Below are 19,784 nucleotides of genomic sequence, written 5' to 3'. Positions count from 1 at the left end.
CTCGCAGTCATTGTAGTAGTATAACACAACTTTTCAGAGGAAATCAAGCCCTAAAGAGCCCTTATATAGGAAAAATAGCCCAAATAACCATATTCCCCTTAAACCGCCCAAACCAACCACAAAAAATCCCCCAAAACCAGTTCAGACGGTCTGCGGCGAAATCCGCTCCCGGGCATTTCCAATATCCAGTGTCCGGCTGTTCACGCACACTCTGTCTGATATGGACGGACATTGCCCAACCCCTGGCACATTAAAAAACAAAAAAGGCAATGTCCGTACAGAGCAGACAGAGTGTACGTGAACCGTCCGAACACAGGATATGGAAATACCCGGGAGCGGATTTCGCCGCAGACCGTCTGAACGCCCCCCTCACACAAAACAACCCCTCATACACCGTCACCGATATACAAGGGGCCATTCTCTTCTTTTTTTATTTACCGCTCATCTGCTGTTCCTGCTTCATGATCATCTTCTTAACCATTTCGCCTCCGATGGAACCTGCCTGAGCAGAAGTCAAGTCACCGTTGTAGCCTTCCTTTAAAGGCACGCCCAGCTCGCTGGCAACCTCCTCCTTGAAGCGGTTCATTGCTGCCTTCGCCTCCGGAACTGCCATCTGGTTTGTCTTAGACTGTTCTGTCATCTTCTTTCACCTCCTATTCCAGTTCCGTAATATCTGTTCCAGTACACCTGTATGAAATCAATTTTCAGTCACAAGTACATGTGCCTGGAAATTGATTTGTGCACTGTCAGAGATATTACTGTTCCAGTTCCGTAATACCTTCCATGATGGGAAATCACCATATCCGTTATTACTGTTAAGTATTGTGTACAGGCGCTTAAGATGACATACTGGAAATGAAAGGAAGTCCCGGTTCCGCATTATACAAACAACAGTGAATTCTGCAATATTGTATCAATGGCCGTAAATAATGCTCTTGCGGATCTCTTCCGATTTTTCTTTTCCAAACAATTGTTCAATCAGAGACAGTCCAAAAGGAATCGCCGTTCCCACGCCCCGGCTGGTTGTGATATTTCCGTCTGTCACCACCCGGTCTGTCAGGTATTCGGCTCCCGTAAGCCCGTCCTCGCAGCTTGGATAGCAGGTAGCCTTTCTTCCTTTTAAAAGCCCCATATCGCCAAATACCGTAGGGGCTGCGCAGATAGCCGCAAGCAGCTTTCCCTTCCCGCCAGCTTTTGCCAAAAGCTCTCTCAGCTTGCCGCAGGCCTTCAGATTGTTCGTCCCCGGCTGGCCGCCCGGTAAAATGAATAAATCCTGTTCGGAAAAATCCATCTCGTCAAAAACAGCATCTGCTGTAACGGGAATCTGATGAGAACCTGTAACGACCCGTTCCTCACCGATTGACACAACCGTTACCTCTGCTCCTGCCCTGCGCAGCAGATCCACAGGGGTCAGCGCTTCCACCTCTTCAAACCCAGGCGCCAAAAAAATACATACCTTTTTCAATTCTCTTCTCCTCCATTCCAGTCCCGTAATATTCCTCCCAGCACACTGATCTGAAATCAATTTCCAGCCACAAAAACATGTGTCTGTAAATCGATTTGTGCGCTGTGAGGAATATTACTGTTCTAGTTCCGTAATATTCCTTTTTTTCTTCTACCGCTCATTATAGCAGATTTTTTTTAAATTATCCACAAATTTACCGCCTTCTCTATAGCTGCCGATACCTATTCGATGTATAATGGACAAAAGAACATGGAAAGGACTCTCTACTATGGAAATCGAACGCAAATTTTTAATTCATACCCCTCCTGCAGATTTAGCCTCTTATCCCTCCCAGCTTCTGGAACAGGCCTATCTGTGCACAGAGCCGGTGGTGCGCATCCGGCGAAGCGATGATACCTATACCCTGACCTACAAATCCAAGGGACTTATGAGCCGGGAGGAATACAACCTGCCTCTGACGGCAGAAAGCTATGAGCATCTAAAAAAGAAAGCCGACGGCAATATTATCTGCAAAAAGCGCTTCCGGATTCCCCTTCCGGAAGGACTTACCATTGAACTGGATCTTTTTGACGCTCCCTTTGAAGGGCTTATGTTAGCCGAAGTGGAATTTACTTCCGAAGAACAGGCTCTGGCTTTCCTTCCCCCAAGCTGGTTCGGAGACGAGGTTACCTGGTCTACGGAATATCACAACAGCACCCTGAGCCAGCGGACGCCAAATGAATCTGCCGGTACAACGTGAGCCTCCCCCTATCCTTGTCGTCTTTTGTCGAATTTTGTTACATTTTGTCACTATTTAACGACATTTGCAATTTCATTGCTTCATTTTCTGCCATTTTGAACAAAACCAGAAAGAAGCTGATATAATAAGCCCATCATTTAAGGAGGGCTGATGGAATGCGCAAATTAAAAATAGCAGACAATATGCGTGAACTGCGCATTGCAAACGGATATTCCCAGAAATATATCAGCGATGTGATTCACATTGCCCGTCAGACCTATTCCTTATACGAAACGGAGAAACGCATCCCCGATTTGAAATCCGTCTGTGAGCTGGCTGAGTTATACAATGTGTCCGCAGACCTGCTTCTCTATGCAGATCTATCCGCAAAGCAGATTGCCGACTCACCCGTCAGCGAACATTTTGCCATAGCGCCGGAAACCAGCGCAATTCCCATAAACGGTACAGATGCGCGTATGCTGACCAATTACAAATCCCTTCCTCCGGAATTTCAGAAAGAGGTTCGGGAATTTGTCTTATTCAAGAAGAGGTTTCTTGAGACAGAGCAGACATTTGACGATGAAAAATAACTCCGCAGCCTCACGGCCCGGAGTTATTTTTATATCCTCATTGGCGCTTATCCTCTGTACACAATCTCTCCCTTGCAGATGGTATAACGAACCTTTCCCTGGAGGGTTCGTCCCCGGAAGGGGGAATTCACCGCCTTGGAAACAAAGGTATCAACCGTCCAGAGCTCATTTTCATCAAATATCACCAGATCCGCCGGCGCTCCCGGCACAATCCCCGGATAATCAAACCCATACAGCCTGGCCGGATTCCGGCTCATCTTCTCCATCAGTTCCATCAGCGTCAAATGCCCCGGCTTCACCAGCTCCGTAATCCCAAGAGCCAGCGCCGTCTCCAGGCCGATGATTCCGCTGGGCGCCTCCGTAAAAGGCCTTGCCTTCTCCTCCTGGCTGTGAGGGGCGTGATCCGTAGCAATGATATCAATGGTACCATCCTTCAGGCCCAGAATCACCGCCTGCCGGTCCTCCTCTGTGCGCAGGGGCGGATTCATCTTGGCACAAGTCCCCCAGGTCAGCACCGCCTCCTCTGTCAATGTAAAATGGTGAGGCGCCGCCTCCGCCGTCACGGCCGCCCCTCCTGCTTTGGCCTGCCGCACCGCATCCACGGAGCCCGCAGCGCTGATATGCTGGATGTTTACCCGGGCGCCTGTCTCCTCAGCCAGAAGGCAGTCCCTCTCTACAAGGCAAACCTCCGCCTGGGCCGAAGCGCCCCCGATTCCAAGCTTTTTTGCCGCTGCTCCCTGATTGATTCCGCTATTCTCAATAAAAGCCGGATCTTCTTCATGGAGGCTCACCGGAACATGAAGCTTCGCCGCCCTCTCCATCGCCTGCCGTAAAAGCTCCCCGTCCATAATGGGAATGCCGTCGTCCGTGAATCCGGCCGCTCCAAGGCTGCGAAGTTCCTCCATATCTGTCAGCTCTTTTCCCTGCATTCCCTTTGTGACACAGGCACAGGTCTTTACATGGATTCCGGTGCCTGCTCCTTTTTCCAGTACCTGGCGAAGCGTCTCTGGATTGTCAACCGGCGGTTTCGTATTCGCCATGCAGACCACAGTGGTGAATCCGCCCCTTGCTGCAGCCCTGGCGCCTGACTCGATATCCTCTTTATAAGTAAAGCCCGGATCCCGGAAATGCACATGAATATCCACCAGCCCCGGCGCAAGCACAAGGCCCGCCGCATCCAGAATCTCTATCCCGTCTCTCTCGTCCAATACGGTATCCACCGACACAATCTTCCCGTCTTCTATCAGCAGATTGAGCTCTTCATCCCTTCCGCTCACCGGATCAAGAACCCGTGCGCCCCGAATCCCCAGCATCCTACTCTCCCTCTTCTTCCTTTGGTTCCAATGTCTTATTGGCGTACTCCACAAAGCTCTCTGTAGAATCCTTCACACTGTACTCTCCGTTCAGAATCTCTGCCAGCATCTGATACCAGTACACACGCATTTCCTCAAAGCCCTCTGTGTGATTATAATAAGTTCCGCTGTAGGGCAGAAGCGCTTCATAAAGCAGCGCTTCCTCATTGCCCCCGTATACATCTCCCATAGATGTGCGCACGGGGAAACCGCCGCTTCTCACAATATTCTCCGCCGCTGTCACCTCATCATTGCAGAGAAAATCTACCAGATAACGGGAGGCCTCTTCCTGCTTCTCATCCTCCGTCTTAAAGATACAGAACCCCTTCAGCATATATTCAAGCTCAGGCTCTCCGTCTGCGGAAGGGTAAGGCATCACTACAACCTCCACACCGTTTTCCGCCAGCGCCTGGGCATTCGTCAGAGCCTGGGGCAGACTCCAGAGAAGGCAGAAGGAATTCTCCCCGTTTACAAAGGAAGTCACTGCATCTGCTCCCGTAGAGCCGGAGCCGTTTAAGATCCAGCCCTTATCCATCCACTCCTTTACCTTGGTCAGCGCCTGCTGGTTCGCCTCACTGTTCATCGTATAGGCAGAGCCGTCCTCGTTCATAAGGCTCCCGTCATAGAGATTCGTCAAAAAAGAACGCGTAGCATAATCTCCGGCAATACCGGAGCAGTAAAGAATTCCGCCGTTTAGCTGGGACTCGCCGAGCTTCTCTAAGACCTGCTCAAAGCTCTCCGTAGTCCAGGTGCAGGCTCCCTCCCGATTCATCAATTCCATGGCGCCGGAGTCCTCAAGCATGGTACGGTTAAATGCCATCACATAGTTGGACGCACTGAAGGGATACATCACATAGGCCCCCTCGCTCCGGCAGGCGCTTAAGATTCCCTCGCTTACCACATCGGAAACCATTTCCTCTGTAAACATAGACGACAGATCTGCAAGAACCCCGGCCTTTGCATAGCCGCCGATCCTTCCCGGCTCATCCAGCAGCACATTGGGCAGCTCAAGCCCTTCCCCATCAATCAGGCCCTGGACTTCGTCCGGCCCCTGGGTATAATCCAGCAGCCGCAGCTCTACCCGGATATTGGGATACTTTTTATTAAACTCCTGAATCAGCGTCTGCTCATAAGCTCCCTCCTCCTGTCCTTCATCCTGGACAAATACCGGATACGTCCACCAGGAAATGGATGCCTCCAGATCGGAAACCACCTGGGACTCCTCCTCTGGTTCTTCCGGAATCTCTTCCGGTTCCTCCACTGCCTCTATCTCTATCTCATCGCTCTTAGGCTCCTTGCCCTTACAAGCAGCCATTCCAAAAATAAGCGTCCCACACATGGTAAGCGCAAGCATCCTCTTCCAAACGGTCATTCCTAAGCCTCCTGCCTCTTTATCAACATTCACAGCCCTCCGCCGTGAACAGCATCTCATTCTATCCCTGTAAATAATAACGACTTTTATCACTATATCATAAACCAATATACCTTTTCAATACTGGCTTTCCAGTTGACAGGCATTTCCTGTACCTGTATCTCGCTTCTTAAGCGGCCAAAGGATGTCATCCACAGCCAGATTGGCCGCAGGCAGGCTACTTCAGCTTCTCCACTCCCTCAATTACATACTGCTGCTTGGTAAATACCAGCTCGATTAAGACCGACAGGTATTTGATGATGATGGCAAAAATGGCAAAGACGCCGAAAAAGGCCAGTGACAGAAAGAGCATGGTGGTTGTCCACCCCTCTACCGGCCTGGCTCCCACAAATATGGCCACCGTGTACACACCGATCAAAAGCGCCGCCAGCATCATAATCCCGGCCAGAAAGCTGGATACCTGATAGCCCAGATTCGTAAAGAGAATCAGGCTGTTAAAGGCCATATCCCGGCGCATTTCCTTCTCCTCCGGCCCTATGGCCCCTTTCCGCTCCCGGGGTTCGTAGACGAGCGTCTCTGTCTGCAGTCCGCAGTTTGCATAGACCGCCTTCCGGTAGGGAACAGACTGGCACATGGAATGAACCCGGTTCACAGCCCGTCTGGACAGAATCCGGAAGGTCTCCGTCCGAAGCATCGTCCTTTTTCCAGCCGCCTGGTTGTAAACCCGGTAAAAGAGCCTGGAGCTCCAGCGCTGCGCCCGTCTGGGCGCAGCGCTGACGATATCAAAGCCCTTCAGGGACGTCTCATAAACCTGCATCAGAAGCTCATCCGGGAAATCGCCGGATACCTTGTCAAACTCAAATACAAAATCTCCGATGGCCAGATCTATGCCCGCATTCATGGACAGCTCAATCCCCTGGTAGTAGCTCATATGAAGAATGCTCACGCTGGCGTCTTCCACGGTCTTGGCAAATTCCGAGATAACCTGGACACTCTCGTCTGTGCTTTGGTCATTTACGCAGATTATCTCATAATGCTCAAAGTTCTCCGTCAGAATCCCGTTTATTTTTTTCAGAAAATCTGCCAGCCGCTCTTTCTCATTGTGCACATAGAGCACGGCCGACACAAAATTCTTTTCTTTATTTTCCGTCATTGATCAGTACCTCATCCAGATCGTATACTGTATTGATTTTGCCCGAGAGGACGCTTACAAAGGCCGGCTTTTTCCATATCCGGCGCACCACCGTAGGTCTTGAGTCATCCAGCTCGGAATTTTTCAGAATCGGCTTCATGGAAAACAGGGAATGGGAGTAGGTAAAGCCATACTCCTCCCTCATATACTTTTCCGCCATGTGGGACATATAGGGCCATGCACTCTTCGGCCGGGCCGGGCAGTTATTGCAGTTCCCAAGCTGATCCGGGCTGCAGTACCCACCGCTTTTTTCCTGGCAGGGAAAATGAGGAAGGCTCTCATAGCTGGTCAGGTGGGGCGTAAAGGTTACGGAGGTCAAAGAATGGTATCCCGTCTTCCCAAAGGGCATAATCGAGAAGAACGGGCCGTCCATCACCGTAAGCCCCACAGGCCTTAGGGCCTCGCCCGGCTTGCACAGAATAATCTCACAAAGCTCGTATTTGATCTGAAAGGGCTCCTGATTCAGGCCTTCCGCCCTTTTCAGAACCTGGTTGGCGGATGCATAGGATGCGTTCAGAAGAAACTCTGCGGCAGCAGGCGGCCTGTCCTCCAGCTCAATCACAAAGGATGAGCCGTCCAGAACAATTCTCTGAATGCGCGCTTCATAGCAGATGGACACTCCGGAATACTTTCCCAGCTCCTCCAAAAAAAAGTTCTTCAAAATCTGGGCGTCATACGTATATTCCGTAGTCAGAAAAGCGCCGTCACACATCCCGGGCCGGAAATAGCGCTCCGGATTCACCTCATCGCACCGGATACGGGCCGCCTGGCAGAACTTTTGAAACTGCCTGGCATCCGTCCATGAAAACCGGGCAGAGGTGGCATACACCTGGGCGAATTCCTTTAAAATGCAAAATCCGTAATCCCGGTTGAAACGCTCAAAATACCCCGCCGACTTAAGTGCCGTGGACAAGGAGCGCGGATAATGATACCCCATATGGACACGGGCCTGGTTAATATACGTTGCCCGGCCAAAGGCCTGCTCGTCCCATTCCAGCACCAGCGCCCTCTCTCCCCGCTTTGCGCAGAAAAGGGCCGCATAAAGGCCGTAAAGCCCCGCCCCTATGATCACCTTATCGTATCTCTCCATATTTCCTTTGACTCCCTGTTCCATCCTGTTTTTGGTAATTTATTTTAGCATACCATTTGAATGTTGAATATTCAACGGAAAAATGATAGTATGTGTATAATTTTATACCCTGCGGGTACCCCATTAATACATGCCCCTTTGGGGCTGGCAGACTTCGTCCGTTAAGGTATATGTTAATTCAAAGAAACACCCTTCGGGCAGATCTGAGAAAGGAACCAATCCATGAACTTATCTATTTCTAATATTGCCTGGAAGCCGGAACAGGATGCGTCTGTTTACGCTGCCATGGAAAAAATGGGCTATACTGGTCTGGAAATTGCCCCCACGCGCATTTTCCCCGAATCGCCCTACACCCATCTTAAGGAAGCCCGGGCTTTCGCACGGCAGTTAAAGGAACATTACGGGCTTTCCGTCTGTTCCATGCAGTCCATCTGGTACGGACGCACAGAGTCTCTGTTCGGGAGCAGAGAAGAACGGGAAAAATTGCTGGACTACACCCGGCAGGCCATTGATTTTGCAGAGGCGCTCTCCTGCCCCAATCTGGTTTTCGGCTGTCCCCGGAACCGCCGGCGGCCTGAAGGCGCAGACCTTGGGCCTGTTCTGGAATTTTTCCAAAAGACAGCTGCTTATGCGGCGGAATGCCGCGCCACATTTTCCATAGAGCCAAATCCGCCTCTCTATTACACGAACTTTATCAACACCACGGAGGAAGCCTGTGCTCTGACAGAGAAGATACGCGCTTCCCTCTCCGCTCCGTCTGACCGGGAAGGCATCGCTGTCAATCTGGATCTGGGGACCATCCTGGAAAACAAGGAATCCCTAGAGATGCTTCCGGCGCAGCTTCCTCTGATTCGGCACATTCATATCAGCGAGCCCGGCCTTGTCTGTCTTACCGAAAGCCACAGGGACATTTACCGCAGTCTGACGGATCTCGTCCGCAAGGCCTGGAAGGAGCATACGTGGAAGGGCTTTCTATCTATTGAAATGGCCTGCCTGGATTCCAGGGAGCGGCTTTTTGAAGTGATGGGCTGGATCTGTGAAGGGAGGAATTCGTAATATGATTTATGAAAAGCAGAAGGGGGTTCCCCGTTTCCGGGCAGAAGAATTCGCCCCCAGAAAGTCGGATTACTGTGTCTGTATCCCGGTTATCAATGAGGACGGACGCATTCAGAAAGAGCTTAAAAGAGCGAAGAGACACGGTATCCCTGAGCTTGTAGATATCATTCTCTGTGACGGCGGCTCCACAGACGGCTCCACGGAAGAGGGCCTCCTCTGCTCCCTCGGCGTCAATACGCTTCTGGTGAAGGAGGATACCGGAAAACAGGGAGCGCAGCTCCGTATGGGACTGTGGTGGGCCCTTAAGAGAGGCTACAAGGGAATTCTCACGGTGGACGGCAACAATAAGGACAGTATCGAGGATATTCCCCGGTTTATTGAAAAACTGGAACAGGGCTATGACTTTATCCAGGGCTCCCGGTTTATCAAGGGCGGACATGCCGTGCGCACTCCTTTTGTCCGGCATGTCTCTGTTGTGCTGCTTCACGCTCCCATTATTTCTCTGACGGCACGGAAGCGTTTTACCGATACGACCAACGCCTTCCGGGCTTACTCCCGGGCCTACCTCTCTCATCCGCAGGTGCAGCCGTTCCGGGATGTTTTTATGGGCTATGAGCTGTTGGCCTACCTTTCCGTGCGTGCCTCCCAGCTTGGGCTGCGTACTTGCGAGGTGCCTGTGACCAGGGCTTATCCCAAAGGACAGAAGACGCCTACGAAAATCAGTTTTTTTAAAGGGAATGCTGATTTATTGAAAATCTTATTCAAAAATTTGGCCGGAGGGTATCATCCGTAAGATTTTTGTTATAGGACCCCTCCTTATTTCCCTCTGCCCCTATTTACCGAATGCCGCACTGCCCTTGCACAAATTTTTTGATATCTTCCATCACAAATTCTTTTTTCAGAAGATATCCCTCTGCCCCGCCCATTTCCCTGGCATACAGGCTCCGGTAGTCGTAAGCCGCGGGCCTGGATGCCAGCTCGTTTACAAAGGGCTCCCCGGTCAGATGGAAGTAAAGCTCACCCGTCTCTATAGGCTCTGTTGCAAGGTTTACCAGGGGCAGATGAAGCTCCAGGGCTTTTTTTAGATGCCCCCACAGCATGGACAGGGGATAAAACTGGAAGACGCTGCGGCTGTCTGTAAAGTTCAAAGCCGAAAATCCCGCCTTTCGGAACCAGTCCTTCAAAAGCTGCTCTTCCTCCGCCGCCAGGGGACGGCATTTATAAAAGCCGTTGTCCTGCTTTTTATAATAGTCGTCCAGAAAAGCGCCGCCTGCCGTAAGCTCCTGGTATTTTTCCTCCTTCAGCATGGAGGGAATCACATGGATAAAATCATAAATAAAGTTTTTCTTAATATTTTTCCCATAGAGGCCGGGAAGCCTTAAGATCAGCGCATCCGGATACGCCTTCCTCACCTGCTGCTCCAGCAGATACCGGTTCCTGCCGTAAGGCTCCAGCCCCTCTGTCTCAATCTCCGTTTTTTCGTCTGTCAGAACCGGCGTCTTATACACGTCAATGGTGGAGATCAGCACCAGCTTCCCCGGACGTATCCGCTGTATATTGGAAAATGCCTCCTTTATGGTCTTAAGATCCCGTTCCGGCTCCCGGTTTGCCAGAAACTTCTCTGCCCGGACTCCGGCATAAACCAGAAGATCCGGCTCCGTTCCATAGGCCTGCTCAATATTTTTCGAATGATAAAGATGTGTAAATTCATAGGCCGAAGCCAGATTCGATCCTACAAAGCCTGTATATCCTACCAGGGCTGTTCTCATAGTCTTCTCTCCTATTCTAAGTCGCTGCGCGACAGCTCTAAAGGGTAAAGCTGCTTCGACACACCGGTAATGAGAGAAACTTTTATTCGAAAAAGCACTCATAAAAGTTCCTCTCGTGCGCCTTTGCAGCTTTACCGTCCAGCAAAAATTTTTCTAATAAATACTTGACATTTCTTAGCTGGACTTTTCCAAAGTATCCCTAAGGGCAGATAAGCTCTATATCCGCCGCATGCTCCCATTTTTCCATGTCTTCTATGCCTTCGCACTGTACATAAAAATAATTCCGGATATTTTCATTGGAGTAAAGCTCTGTTCCTGCAATCTCCGCCCGTTCTCCCCCAAGGCTCAGGGCCTCTGCCCGGGACAGCTCCCATTCCAGTACCGTAGTGGCCGGAAGCAGGATTTCATTCTCCTTTGCCCCTCTTAGGTACATCCAGTCCGGGCTTCCTTCCTCAATAGCGGAAAAATGTCCCGGTTTCTGGGAGAAATGGGCTTCTTCTGCTGTCACAGCTTCCTTCCGCCGGCCAAAGGCTGTATATCCTCCCAGCTTATAGGCCGCCAGATCCTCGTGAAGGTTCCAGGAAAGCTGCTCTGCCAGAATGGGATCCTTGGCCAGGTACAGTACGCCTTCCTCCATTCTCTGCCCTTCATAAAGGGCAAGGGTCATTTCCCGGCACCGTTCCTTGGCCCTGTCAAAATCTCCCCGGTTGGCCGGAAGAATATTGGACTTCACGCCGTGCTTCATAAGGAGGGCAGCCAAACTATAATCATGGTGATAATTCAGCAGCTCTACCCGGTCATATGCTTCCAGAAGCTGGCTCCAGTCCTCAGACAGGAAAAAGTCCGCCCGGTAGCTGCCCGGTTCTATATGGGCTGCATCTATGGAGCCGTGTTTTTCTATCAGGGCCGGCGACAGATCGTATAGCTGAAGCGTCAAAAGAACTGCCATGGCCCCTATTCCAATCCTTTTTGGAAGCCGGATCGCCGTCAAGCAGGCCAGAAGAAACAAAAGCTCATAAACCGGCCAGAACATCCGTCCGCTGGCCCGGAAAACGGAACAGAGCTCCTGTACTTTTTCCGGAAGCGGAATGGTAAAAAGCGTCGTCCCGTTCAGCGTAATCACATTGCTCCACGCAAAAAGCACACAAAAACCCAGGAAGAGAAGCAGCCCCCTATACTGTCCTAAGAATTCTCTCAGCCGCTTCTCTCTCACCAGGCCTACCGCCAGCCTGCCAAGCCCAAAAGCTCCAAACAGCAGTACGCCCATACCCAGATAATTAAAGCCGTCGTAGTTGCCTGCCGTCTGGGAAAGTCCCGGCAGAAGGGCCGACCAGCTTTCTACCCCGATGCTCACAGGATTCCAGAGGGCATTGAGATTCATGGAATAGTATCCGAAGCCGCCCGCCGTGCCCGACACTCCGCTGCCAAACACGCCGATTCCATAGCCGGCGAGCAGGACTACAGCCAGATTTCCCATGAAAAATGCCGCTGTCCTTTTCCATTCCCCCTCTTTTCCCTTGCACAGGCGCTCCAGCGTCCAGGCCGCCAGTATTCCGCATACCATAGGAACAAAGTAGGGATGCAGCCCCACGCACAAGACCTGAAGGGCCAGAAAGCCCCAGGGCAGTTTTCCGCTTTTCTTTGACTGAAAATACAGGTACAGAGCCGCCAGTATCAGCCACTGGGAAGCCAGCGCCGTGTGACGGAAGGCTCGTTCCACCAGTATGGGTGAACATACAAACAAGACAACCGCTCCATAAATGCCCCACTTCTTTTTGGTAAAGCTTTCCATAAGCAGCCCGGCAAAAAGGCCCTGCATCATAAAGCAGAACAGCACATACAGCCCGAAAAACTGAAAGGTCTGCGGAAGGATTCCGGACAGGCATTTAAAAAAGATTGACACCAGAGGAAGCGAGTCTGTAAAGGTAATCGCAATCCCCTCCGGATAGCCCAGATTCCCGGCCAGGCCAAGGGGAAAGCTCCAGTCCGAGGCCCGAAAAGCCATCCACCCTGCATAGTGCTGAATAATATCATCCTCAATATAACCATTTAAAATCCACCAGTCAAAGGTCACATGAAGGGCATCCGTCCCGTAAATCAGAAGGAAAGCCGCCGCGCCTATCACTGCATAAACAACATACTTACTTCTTTTTCTCAGCATATCTGTCCCTCACCTGCATTGCCTGGTATTTCACAATCTGCGCCAAAGCTGCAAACCCCATCATGGTAAAGGGAAGGCAGAAAATGATATAATCAATATGGGGATGATGAACGGCATGTCCCTTTGCCAGCACCAGCCAGGAGGCCGGCCCCAGAAAGGATACCATCATCACCAAAATCATCCCAAGGGTTTTGCGCTCCTCCGTCTCCATCTGGAACCGAAGCCCTGTAACGCTTCTGCGCTTTTTCTCCTTGACCAGCAATGCAGTCAGCATAAGAAGGGCCGGAATGAAAAAGAGCGGTATCAAAAGACTCAGATGATAGCTGCTGCCAAAAAGAGGCACATCCCCGTCCCCTCCCCAGTACAGCTTAAACACATCAAAAAGGGGCATATCAAAGGCTTCTATCACATCCGGATCAAAGCTGTCCAAAGTCACGTATCCCGTGCGCCTGGCGCTGATAAAAATCATATACTCCACGGCTTCCTTCCAGCCTCTAAGCCCGGCCATCAGAGCCAGATTCACAAACAGCGCTCCCAAAAAACCCGTAATTGCTCCAATCCCAGCGATAAGGGCCCGTTTCAGATACAGGCGAAGCTCCCAGGCTTCCTTCACCGCATAGTAGATAAGCGGCAGCTCCAGCGCCACCATAACACAGCTGATAAACTCATAGCCGCAGGCGCTTCGAAGAAAGATCGTCCCAAAAGACAGGGCAAACAGCCATACATCTTTTTGCTTTCCATACCTCTGCTCCCACATCATCAGCGCCAGCAGCGCAATCATAGGCAGCAGCATCGTCCAGGTAACCCAGTAAATATTCCGCACGCTATAGGCCGTCCAGTTGGTAAAAAGCAGCGTCACATACACAACCCCGGCCGTCCACAGCCCCGATTCCCGGTACAGCCAGTACAAAAGGACAAAAAACAATGCCGAAAATATCAGCACATTAAGGCCGGCCATCACGTCCTTCGGAATGGGATCCGTAAACTCCGCATTGTGATCCACCAGCTTATCCACCACCGAAAACAGCATGCCTGCAAAGCCGATCTGCTGCTGATACTCCACCATCATGCCATTGTAATTCCCGATCCCGTTGATCCTGGCGTCAATGACCTTCTCTACGACCCACTCCTCGGAATCCAGCTGCCACTTCGTCCACATGGAATCATACTGCTGCAGTCCCCAGCGGTCGCAGAAAAAATGCTCCGCAAGAAACAAAAACGCAGCACAGGCCAGAACAGCCAGCAGCACACACTTTACTCTTTTTTCTATCCTCATACGCTTATCCCCGCTCTATCCTTACATTCCCAATCTGCCAAGAGGGTTTGCTGCAAAATAAGACAGCAAACCCTCCCTGGTTTCTCCATAATGCGGATAACAGGACTCGAACCTGCACGGTCTCCCACTGGAACCTAAATCCAGCGCGTCTGCCAATTCCGCCATATCCGCTTACTGTATAGAAAAATAAGGCCGTAAGCCAACCTATCGTTGCTTACGGCCTGTCCATGAAGCATCGGGGATTCGAACCCCGGACAACTTGATTAAAAGTCAAGTGCTCTACCGACTGAGCTAATGCTCCATATTGAGCGTAACACAGAAGCTCTCCTGTATCGCCCTGACTGGGCTAGCTGGATTTGAACCAGCGAATGCAGGAGTCAAAGTCCTGTGCCTTACCGCTTGGCGATAGCCCAAAATTGCTTTCGCAAGGGTGGATAAAGGGATTCGAACCCTTGGCCTCCAGAGCCACAATCTGGCGCGCTAACCAACTGCGCTATACCCACCATAGTGCCAAGTAATGGCAAATGTGCTCGAAGGGATTCGAACCCCCGACCCACGGCTTAGAAGGCCGTTGCTCTATCCAGCTGAGCTACGAACACAGACGGCAATACCAGTTCTGCCGCATACCAAGCGCCTCGCCAAGTGCAAAGCGTAAGCGGGTGATGGGAATCGAACCCACGTGTCCAGCTTGGAAGGCTGGTGTTCTACCATTGAACTACACCCGCATCAATCGGGGTGACAGGATTCGAACCTGCGACCTCCTGGTCCCAAACCAGGCGCTCTAGCCAAGCTGAGCCACACCCCGAAGCTGTTCACCACTACAATCTTTTCGTGACGCATGTTATATTTTACTATACCATTTTTTAAATGTCAATCATTTTTTTAAATAATTGATCGTAAAATGTGCCTGCCCTTCCCGATCCAGTTCCATTATCATATAACTGGGCTTTCTGCCCTCCTGACGGGGATAGGAAAGGCTTCCGGGATTCAGAACCACAATCCCCTTATCCTGCTCCAGGTAAGGCCGGTGGGTGTGGCCGAACATCACAATGTCAAAGCCCCGGGCCGCTGCATCCTCCTTAATCATCTGTGCGCCCATGGTAATATAATAATAGTGTCCATGGGTCAGCAGTACCCGGTACTTACCGATAAGAAACTCCTCTTCTTTGGGCAGATCACAGAAAAAATCATTATTTCCGGCTACCATATGAACCGGGCACTGGGCCAGGGAACGGATATAATCCTCGCTGCCCTCCACATCGCCGCAGTGAACGAGCATATCAATGGGCTTTACCTGCTCCAGCAGATGTTTTAATGCAGTATCCCGTCCGTGGGTATCGCTGACAATCAATATCTTCATCCTGTTTTTCCTCTCTTCAGGCTTCCAAAACCTTTTTTAATTCATTCTTCATCTCACGCAGCGCCTTTCCCCTGTGGCTCAGCTCATTCTTTTTCTCCATCGTCAGCTCCGCCGTAGAGCAGCCGTATTCCGGCAGCCAGAAGATGGGGTCGTAGCCAAAACCGCCTTCTCCCCGCTCCTCATAGCCGATGATACCCTCAATGGCGCCACGGGCAGTTATGATCCTTCCGTCCGGAAACGCCGCCGCTATGACGCAGACAAAACGGGCCGTGCGCTGCTCATCCGGCACGCCCTCCAGCCGGTCTATCAGATTCTGATTTTTTATCCGGTAAGAGGTATCCTCTCCCAGATACCGGGCGGAATATACCCCCGGTTCTCCGTTCAGATAATCAATCTCCAGCCCCGAATCATCCGCCAGCACAAGCGCGCCTGTGGCACGCATAACCTCCCTGGCTTTGATCACTGCGTTTTCTTCAAAGGTCTTTCCGTCCTCCTGAATCTCTATGTCAATGCCGGCATCCTTAAGAGAAAGAATCTCTGCTCCCAGATCCTCCAGAATCAGCCGGATCTCCTTCATCTTTCCCTCATTTCCCGTAGCAAAAATAATCTGATTTATCATCACTTATCTCCATTCCAGTTCCGTAGTGTTGCTTGCAATACACTGGTATAAAATCGATTTACAGCCACAGACTTCTGTGTCTGTAAATCGATTTGTGCATTGCAAACAACACTACTGTTCCTGTTCTATAGTATCCGCATAAACCTTCAGGCAGAGATTGCTGTCCTGTTCCTCTTCCACCCGGGCCCAGTGCTGATTGTCCGGGCTGATATAGCCTTCTCCGTCGCTTAGGTCTACGGCTTCTCCCAGCTCCTCTGAAGCATATTCCACTGCAACAGGGTACATGGCGTCCGGAGTCATAATCTCCACCACCGCAGCAAATTTTTCTCCGGCCTTCACGGTTACAGGCGTTTCCAGCCGAACGGTGTAGAAGCCAGGATACTGGAGGTAGCCTGCCTGTACATACTCCACTTCCGCAAGCTCTTCCTCCCGGCTGTAACCTGTCTTTACTGCCAGACGGTATTCCGTATCGTTTCCTGTGGCATAAAACCCAAGAGCCTCCACAGTCTGGTCTCCGGAAGCCGTGTACACATTGGCAAAGCTGGCCGTATCTGTGTTGTAGCCCACCTGGCCGCACCAGCCGCAGAGATCCGACTGATACAAAACCTCATAATTATCCTCGTACTCTACCTTAGTGAACGCAGCGTTATATTTCCCGATGTTGGAGTCATAATAGGACACGTAGAAAATGCCCCCGTCCCCAAAGTCAGCCCCCCAGCTGTTCTGACAGATAAACGCACCGTCTCCGGGAGCCTGCACAATAAAATTTTCCGCCTGGTACTCATCGTCCCAGCCGATAATGACAACATCGTGATTGGGAATCTCCGTCCCTTCATAATAATAACTGTAATTGTCCCGGTTGAAATAGTCGGAGGGTTCCCTGGGATCGGAAAAATCCACATAGAGAGAGCTCTCCACGCCTCCATGAAGGTATACGGTCTGCTTCACGGCCTCATAATCCTTTTCCGCCGGCATCCGCACCTCCTGTACATGGCGCACCGCCGAAAGGCCTATAGGAGAAATACCGTCCCCATAGGGATCGTCCTCCTCATATACAGGCCCCTGCCAGGCAGCCAGATAAGCCACCGACATAATATAAGATCCGCCGTCATTCTGCCCCATGCCAAAGCTGTTGTGAAAGCACAAATGATCTCTCGAAAAATCCGCCTCATCCTCCGGGAGCAGCGTACTCTCAAGGGCAGTCAGCGAGGCAAAGGCCCAGCAGGTCTCCAGCTGTTCCTGGTTCCTCACCTTCGGCGCGCGCCCCTCCTGCCGGTAGTCATAGGATACCGGAAGCTTTGCCGTCTCTTTCGTCCGGTCAATGAGCAGAGGCTTTGACTCTTCCTCAATCTGTTCCGGCAGACTGATTTTAACCACTGCCCGGACAGACTTGTCTTCCTCACGGGGCATCACTTTATCAATCCCGACAGCGCAGATGGCCGTAAGAACCAGAATCAGAAGACCGCTTCCAATTAATTTCTTCATAAGCTCTGCCGTCTTCCCGGGGGCTTCGGCCCCAGATACTGATAAAAATACGTCTTTAACATTCCGTTATAGATCTTCCGGTTCTTATCCGCCTTTTTTCCGATATAACGTTCCGCTTCCTCATAGCCCGTAATCAGATAAACAGACCAGCTGTCCAGCCGCGCCATAGCCTCCCCAATCTCCCGGTACAGCTCTGGCAGCGCCGATTTTTCCTCCAGTCTCTCCCCATAGGGCGGATTTGTAATGACAAAGCCGTATTTTTTCGGATGCCTCAGCCCGCTCACCGGCCTGGCCTGAAAATGAATCAAGTGATCCACGCCCGCATCCCTCGCATTCTCTCTGGCCGCCTTTACCATAGCCGGATCAATATCATAGCCCTGTATATCCGTAGCAGCCGTATCATCCAGCAGATCATTCGCCTCCGTAACCGCCTCATACCAGTTCTTCTTCGGAACCAGATTAGCCCAGGCCTCCGCCGTAAAGCTCCGGTTCATACCAGGCGCCATATGAGCCGCCATCATAGCCGCCTCGATCGGAAAAGTCCCACAGCCGCAGAAGGGATCCACCAGAATCCGATCCCCCTTCCAGGGCGTCAGCATCAGCAGCGCCGCCGCCAGAGTCTCTGTAATCGGCGCCTTGCTGGATCGTATACGGTATCCCCGTTTATGTAAGGAAAGGCCCGAGGTATCAATCCCCACCACTGCCTCATCCTTTAAAAAAGTAATGCGCAGGGGATATTCCGCCCCGTCCTCCGGAAACCAGCTTACACGGTACTGGGTCTTCAAACGCTCCACCACCGCCTTCTTCACAATCGACTGGATATCAGAAGGACTAAACAGCCGGCTCTTCACCGAAGTCGCCTTCGCCACCCAGAACCTCCCATCCGCCGGAAGATACCGCTCCCAGGGAAGAGCCTTAATCTGTTCAAACAGCTCATCAAAGGTAACCGCCTTAAACCTTCCCACCTGCAGAAGCACCCTCTCCGCCGTGCGCAGAAACACATTCGCCTGACAGATCCCTTCCGCATCTCCAAGAAACGTAACCCTGCCGTCCTCCACCAGACTAACCTCATACCCCAGATCCTGTATCTCCCTTTTCAACACCGCCTCCAGCCCAAAATGGCAGGGAGCAATCAGCTCAAATACTTCCATTCCATCTCCAATCCAAAAAATCATACCTTAACGGACGAAGTCCGTCCGCCAGCCTTCACCCAATCCCCCCACACCCTTATAATTTATAATAATATGCCCCTCCCCCCCTGTCAATCTTTATCTCATGGAAATCCCCCTCCATCACCATCCGCCAGCAACAGCCAGGCAGCTGCAGAACCGCCCCTCCGCTGTTTCCAATATCCAGTGTCCGGCTGTTCGCGTACAGACTGTCTGATATGGACGGACATTACCCAAAACCAATACGGCTTCAAGCATAAAAAAGCAATGTCCGTACAGAGCAGACAGACTGTACGCAAACCGTCCGAACACAGGATATGGAAACAGCAGAGGGGCGGTTCTGCAGCTGCCTGGCTGTTACGTCCCTCCCCCAATATAACTCTCACTATTCCTCCCCTGATAAGCCTGTATCCCGCCAATCATCGTCTTCACCCGGTATCCCTTCTCACTCAGTTCCCTGGCCGCCATCAGACTGGTCCCTCCTCTTTCACAGTAAAGTATCAGTATCTGATTCCGCAAAAAACGGACTCCCTCTTCCAGCTGTTCATAGGGAATGCAGACTGCTCCTTTCAGATGAAGCTTTCTGAATTCCCTGGGCTCTCTCAGATCAATCACCACATAGCCTTCCCGGAACAGATAGGCATCGATTTCCCGTGGGGAAATGGTTTCAAACTCCATACCTTCACCTTTTATTCTATTGTAATATAAAATATCTTATGCGTCTTTTCCGTAAAAGTTCCTCACAGTCTTTTGTCCCGAAGCTTTTTTGCATACCGGCAAAAAAAGCGGACGCCGTAGGCATCCGCTTCCTTTTTTACCGCTGCTTAGTAGTTGCAGTCCTGTGCATTGCTTGCATTCTTGCCGGAATTCTTAGAGCTTGCATTCTTGGAGCTGTTGGAAGAATTCTTGCTGGAATTGTTTGCATTGCTGCTGTTGTTTGCATTATTGCTGTTGTTTGCATTGTTAGCCATAATCGTTTCCTCCTGATATTTTTATAGGCTTTACATTCTTATTATGGCAAAAATGCAGCGAAATATTTTTCCAGTTTCTTCCATCTCAACTGCGCACCGACCAGCTCCGCACACCGGAATCCGAAAAAAATTCCTGTCG

General features: G+C 51.1%; 19 protein-coding genes and 7 tRNA genes. 4 read left to right on the top strand and 22 right to left on the bottom strand.

The features are described from left to right. Window positions 1–430: 430 nt before the first annotated feature. A complete protein-coding gene (locus tag VV089_RS22855; RefSeq protein WP_334337517.1) occupies window positions 431–640 on the bottom strand; it encodes an alpha/beta-type small acid-soluble spore protein in 210 nt (69 codons plus the stop codon). Window positions 641–913: 273 nt separating this feature from the next. Next, window positions 914–1,465 (bottom strand): DJ-1 family glyoxalase III, encoded by a 552-nt coding sequence (locus VV089_RS22850; protein ID WP_334337516.1) that lies wholly within the window; start codon window positions 1,463–1,465, stop codon window positions 914–916. Between the two features lie 268 nt (window positions 1,466–1,733). On the opposite strand from VV089_RS22850, the gene VV089_RS22845 reads away from it, so the two are divergent. Beyond that, window positions 1,734–2,204: a CYTH domain-containing protein gene (locus VV089_RS22845; protein WP_334337515.1), complete on the top strand. Its 471-nt coding sequence runs from the start codon at window positions 1,734–1,736 to the stop codon at window positions 2,202–2,204. Window positions 2,205–2,359: 155 nt separating this feature from the next. Continuing rightward, window positions 2,360–2,773 (top strand): helix-turn-helix transcriptional regulator, encoded by a 414-nt coding sequence (locus VV089_RS22840; RefSeq protein WP_172541378.1) that lies wholly within the window; start codon window positions 2,360–2,362, stop codon window positions 2,771–2,773. Between the two features lie 47 nt (window positions 2,774–2,820). Here VV089_RS22840 and VV089_RS22835 read toward each other — a convergent pair whose 3' ends face one another. The 4 genes from VV089_RS22835 to VV089_RS22820 all read right to left on the bottom strand — a co-directional run bounded on the left by VV089_RS22835 (window position 2,821) and on the right by VV089_RS22820 (window position 7,779). Then, on the bottom strand, window positions 2,821–4,086 hold the full coding sequence (locus VV089_RS22835) for a dihydroorotase (RefSeq protein ID WP_334337514.1): 1,266 nt from the start codon (window positions 4,084–4,086) through the stop codon (window positions 2,821–2,823). A gap of 1 nt (window position 4,087) precedes the next feature. After that, entirely contained in the window at window positions 4,088–5,497 is a 1,410-nt protein-coding gene (locus tag VV089_RS22830) for an ABC transporter substrate-binding protein (protein ID WP_172541380.1), read from the bottom strand. Window positions 5,498–5,714: 217 nt separating this feature from the next. After that, complete coding sequence (locus VV089_RS22825; RefSeq protein ID WP_334337513.1) at window positions 5,715–6,650, bottom strand: glycosyltransferase; 936 nt, start codon at window positions 6,648–6,650, stop codon at window positions 5,715–5,717. Then, entirely contained in the window at window positions 6,637–7,779 is a 1,143-nt protein-coding gene (locus tag VV089_RS22820; protein ID WP_334337512.1) for an FAD-dependent oxidoreductase, read from the bottom strand. The genes VV089_RS22825 and VV089_RS22820 overlap by 14 nt, the downstream gene beginning before the upstream one ends. A 222-nt stretch (window positions 7,780–8,001) precedes the next feature. Here VV089_RS22820 and VV089_RS22815 point away from each other — a divergent pair, with 222 nt between their 5' ends. Together VV089_RS22815 and VV089_RS22810 are read left to right on the top strand one after the other, a co-directional pair. Continuing rightward, window positions 8,002–8,835, top strand: a complete 834-nt coding sequence (locus VV089_RS22815) for a sugar phosphate isomerase/epimerase family protein (protein WP_334337511.1) — start codon at window positions 8,002–8,004, stop codon at window positions 8,833–8,835. Window position 8,836: 1 nt separating this feature from the next. Further along, complete coding sequence (locus VV089_RS22810) at window positions 8,837–9,628, top strand: glycosyltransferase family 2 protein (protein ID WP_172542554.1); 792 nt, start codon at window positions 8,837–8,839, stop codon at window positions 9,626–9,628. 43 nt (window positions 9,629–9,671) lie between these two features. Here the strand turns inward: VV089_RS22810 and VV089_RS22805 are convergent, their stop codons facing one another. The 16 genes from VV089_RS22805 to VV089_RS22730 all read right to left on the bottom strand — a co-directional run bounded on the left by VV089_RS22805 (window position 9,672) and on the right by VV089_RS22730 (window position 19,645). After that, a complete protein-coding gene (locus VV089_RS22805; protein WP_334337510.1) occupies window positions 9,672–10,604 on the bottom strand; it encodes an NAD(P)-dependent oxidoreductase in 933 nt (310 codons plus the stop codon). Window positions 10,605–10,803: 199 nt separating this feature from the next. Further along, on the bottom strand, window positions 10,804–12,765 hold the full coding sequence (locus VV089_RS22800) for a DUF6311 domain-containing protein (RefSeq protein WP_172544139.1): 1,962 nt from the start codon (window positions 12,763–12,765) through the stop codon (window positions 10,804–10,806). Continuing rightward, window positions 12,746–14,041 (bottom strand): hypothetical protein, encoded by a 1,296-nt coding sequence (locus tag VV089_RS22795; protein WP_334337509.1) that lies wholly within the window; start codon window positions 14,039–14,041, stop codon window positions 12,746–12,748. The genes VV089_RS22800 and VV089_RS22795 overlap by 20 nt, the downstream gene beginning before the upstream one ends. A gap of 91 nt (window positions 14,042–14,132) precedes the next feature. Continuing rightward, window positions 14,133–14,212, bottom strand: a tRNA-Leu gene (locus tag VV089_RS22790). Between the two features lie 57 nt (window positions 14,213–14,269). Beyond that, a tRNA-Lys gene (locus tag VV089_RS22785) sits at window positions 14,270–14,342 on the bottom strand. Between the two features lie 40 nt (window positions 14,343–14,382). Beyond that, a tRNA-Gln gene (locus tag VV089_RS22780) sits at window positions 14,383–14,454 on the bottom strand. Window positions 14,455–14,470: 16 nt separating this feature from the next. Continuing rightward, a tRNA-His gene (locus VV089_RS22775) sits at window positions 14,471–14,544 on the bottom strand. A gap of 22 nt (window positions 14,545–14,566) precedes the next feature. Further along, window positions 14,567–14,640, bottom strand: a tRNA-Arg gene (locus tag VV089_RS22770). Between the two features lie 55 nt (window positions 14,641–14,695). Beyond that, window positions 14,696–14,766, bottom strand: a tRNA-Gly gene (locus VV089_RS22765). Window positions 14,767–14,771: 5 nt separating this feature from the next. After that, window positions 14,772–14,846: transfer RNA gene (locus tag VV089_RS22760), tRNA-Pro, on the bottom strand. 69 nt (window positions 14,847–14,915) lie between these two features. Beyond that, window positions 14,916–15,401 carry a metallophosphoesterase family protein gene (locus tag VV089_RS22755; protein ID WP_172542090.1) on the bottom strand — a complete coding sequence of 162 codons (486 nt, stop codon included), beginning with the start codon at window positions 15,399–15,401 and terminating at the stop codon, window positions 14,916–14,918. Between the two features lie 16 nt (window positions 15,402–15,417). Beyond that, window positions 15,418–16,020 carry an XTP/dITP diphosphatase gene (locus VV089_RS22750; protein ID WP_334337508.1) on the bottom strand — a complete coding sequence of 201 codons (603 nt, stop codon included), beginning with the start codon at window positions 16,018–16,020 and terminating at the stop codon, window positions 15,418–15,420. 111 nt (window positions 16,021–16,131) lie between these two features. Next, the gene (locus tag VV089_RS22745; RefSeq protein ID WP_334337507.1) at window positions 16,132–17,505 is read right to left on the bottom strand and encodes a lectin like domain-containing protein; all 1,374 of its coding nucleotides are present in this window, start codon (window positions 17,503–17,505) and stop codon (window positions 16,132–16,134) included. Then, complete coding sequence (locus tag VV089_RS22740; protein ID WP_172542088.1) at window positions 17,502–18,656, bottom strand: THUMP domain-containing class I SAM-dependent RNA methyltransferase; 1,155 nt, start codon at window positions 18,654–18,656, stop codon at window positions 17,502–17,504. The genes VV089_RS22745 and VV089_RS22740 overlap by 4 nt, the downstream gene beginning before the upstream one ends. Window positions 18,657–19,031: 375 nt before the next feature. After that, window positions 19,032–19,352 (bottom strand): rhodanese-like domain-containing protein, encoded by a 321-nt coding sequence (locus tag VV089_RS22735; protein WP_172542087.1) that lies wholly within the window; start codon window positions 19,350–19,352, stop codon window positions 19,032–19,034. Window positions 19,353–19,498: 146 nt separating this feature from the next. Then, window positions 19,499–19,645, bottom strand: coding sequence for a hypothetical protein (locus VV089_RS22730; RefSeq protein ID WP_172542086.1), 147 nt, complete (start codon window positions 19,643–19,645; stop codon window positions 19,499–19,501). Window positions 19,646–19,784: the final 139 nt, after the last annotated feature.

Source organism: Candidatus Merdisoma sp. JLR.KK011, assembly GCF_036941125.1.
Classification (GTDB): Bacteria; Bacillota; Clostridia; order Lachnospirales; family Lachnospiraceae; genus Laedolimicola.
This window is presented reverse-complemented; position numbering and strand designations above follow the sequence as displayed.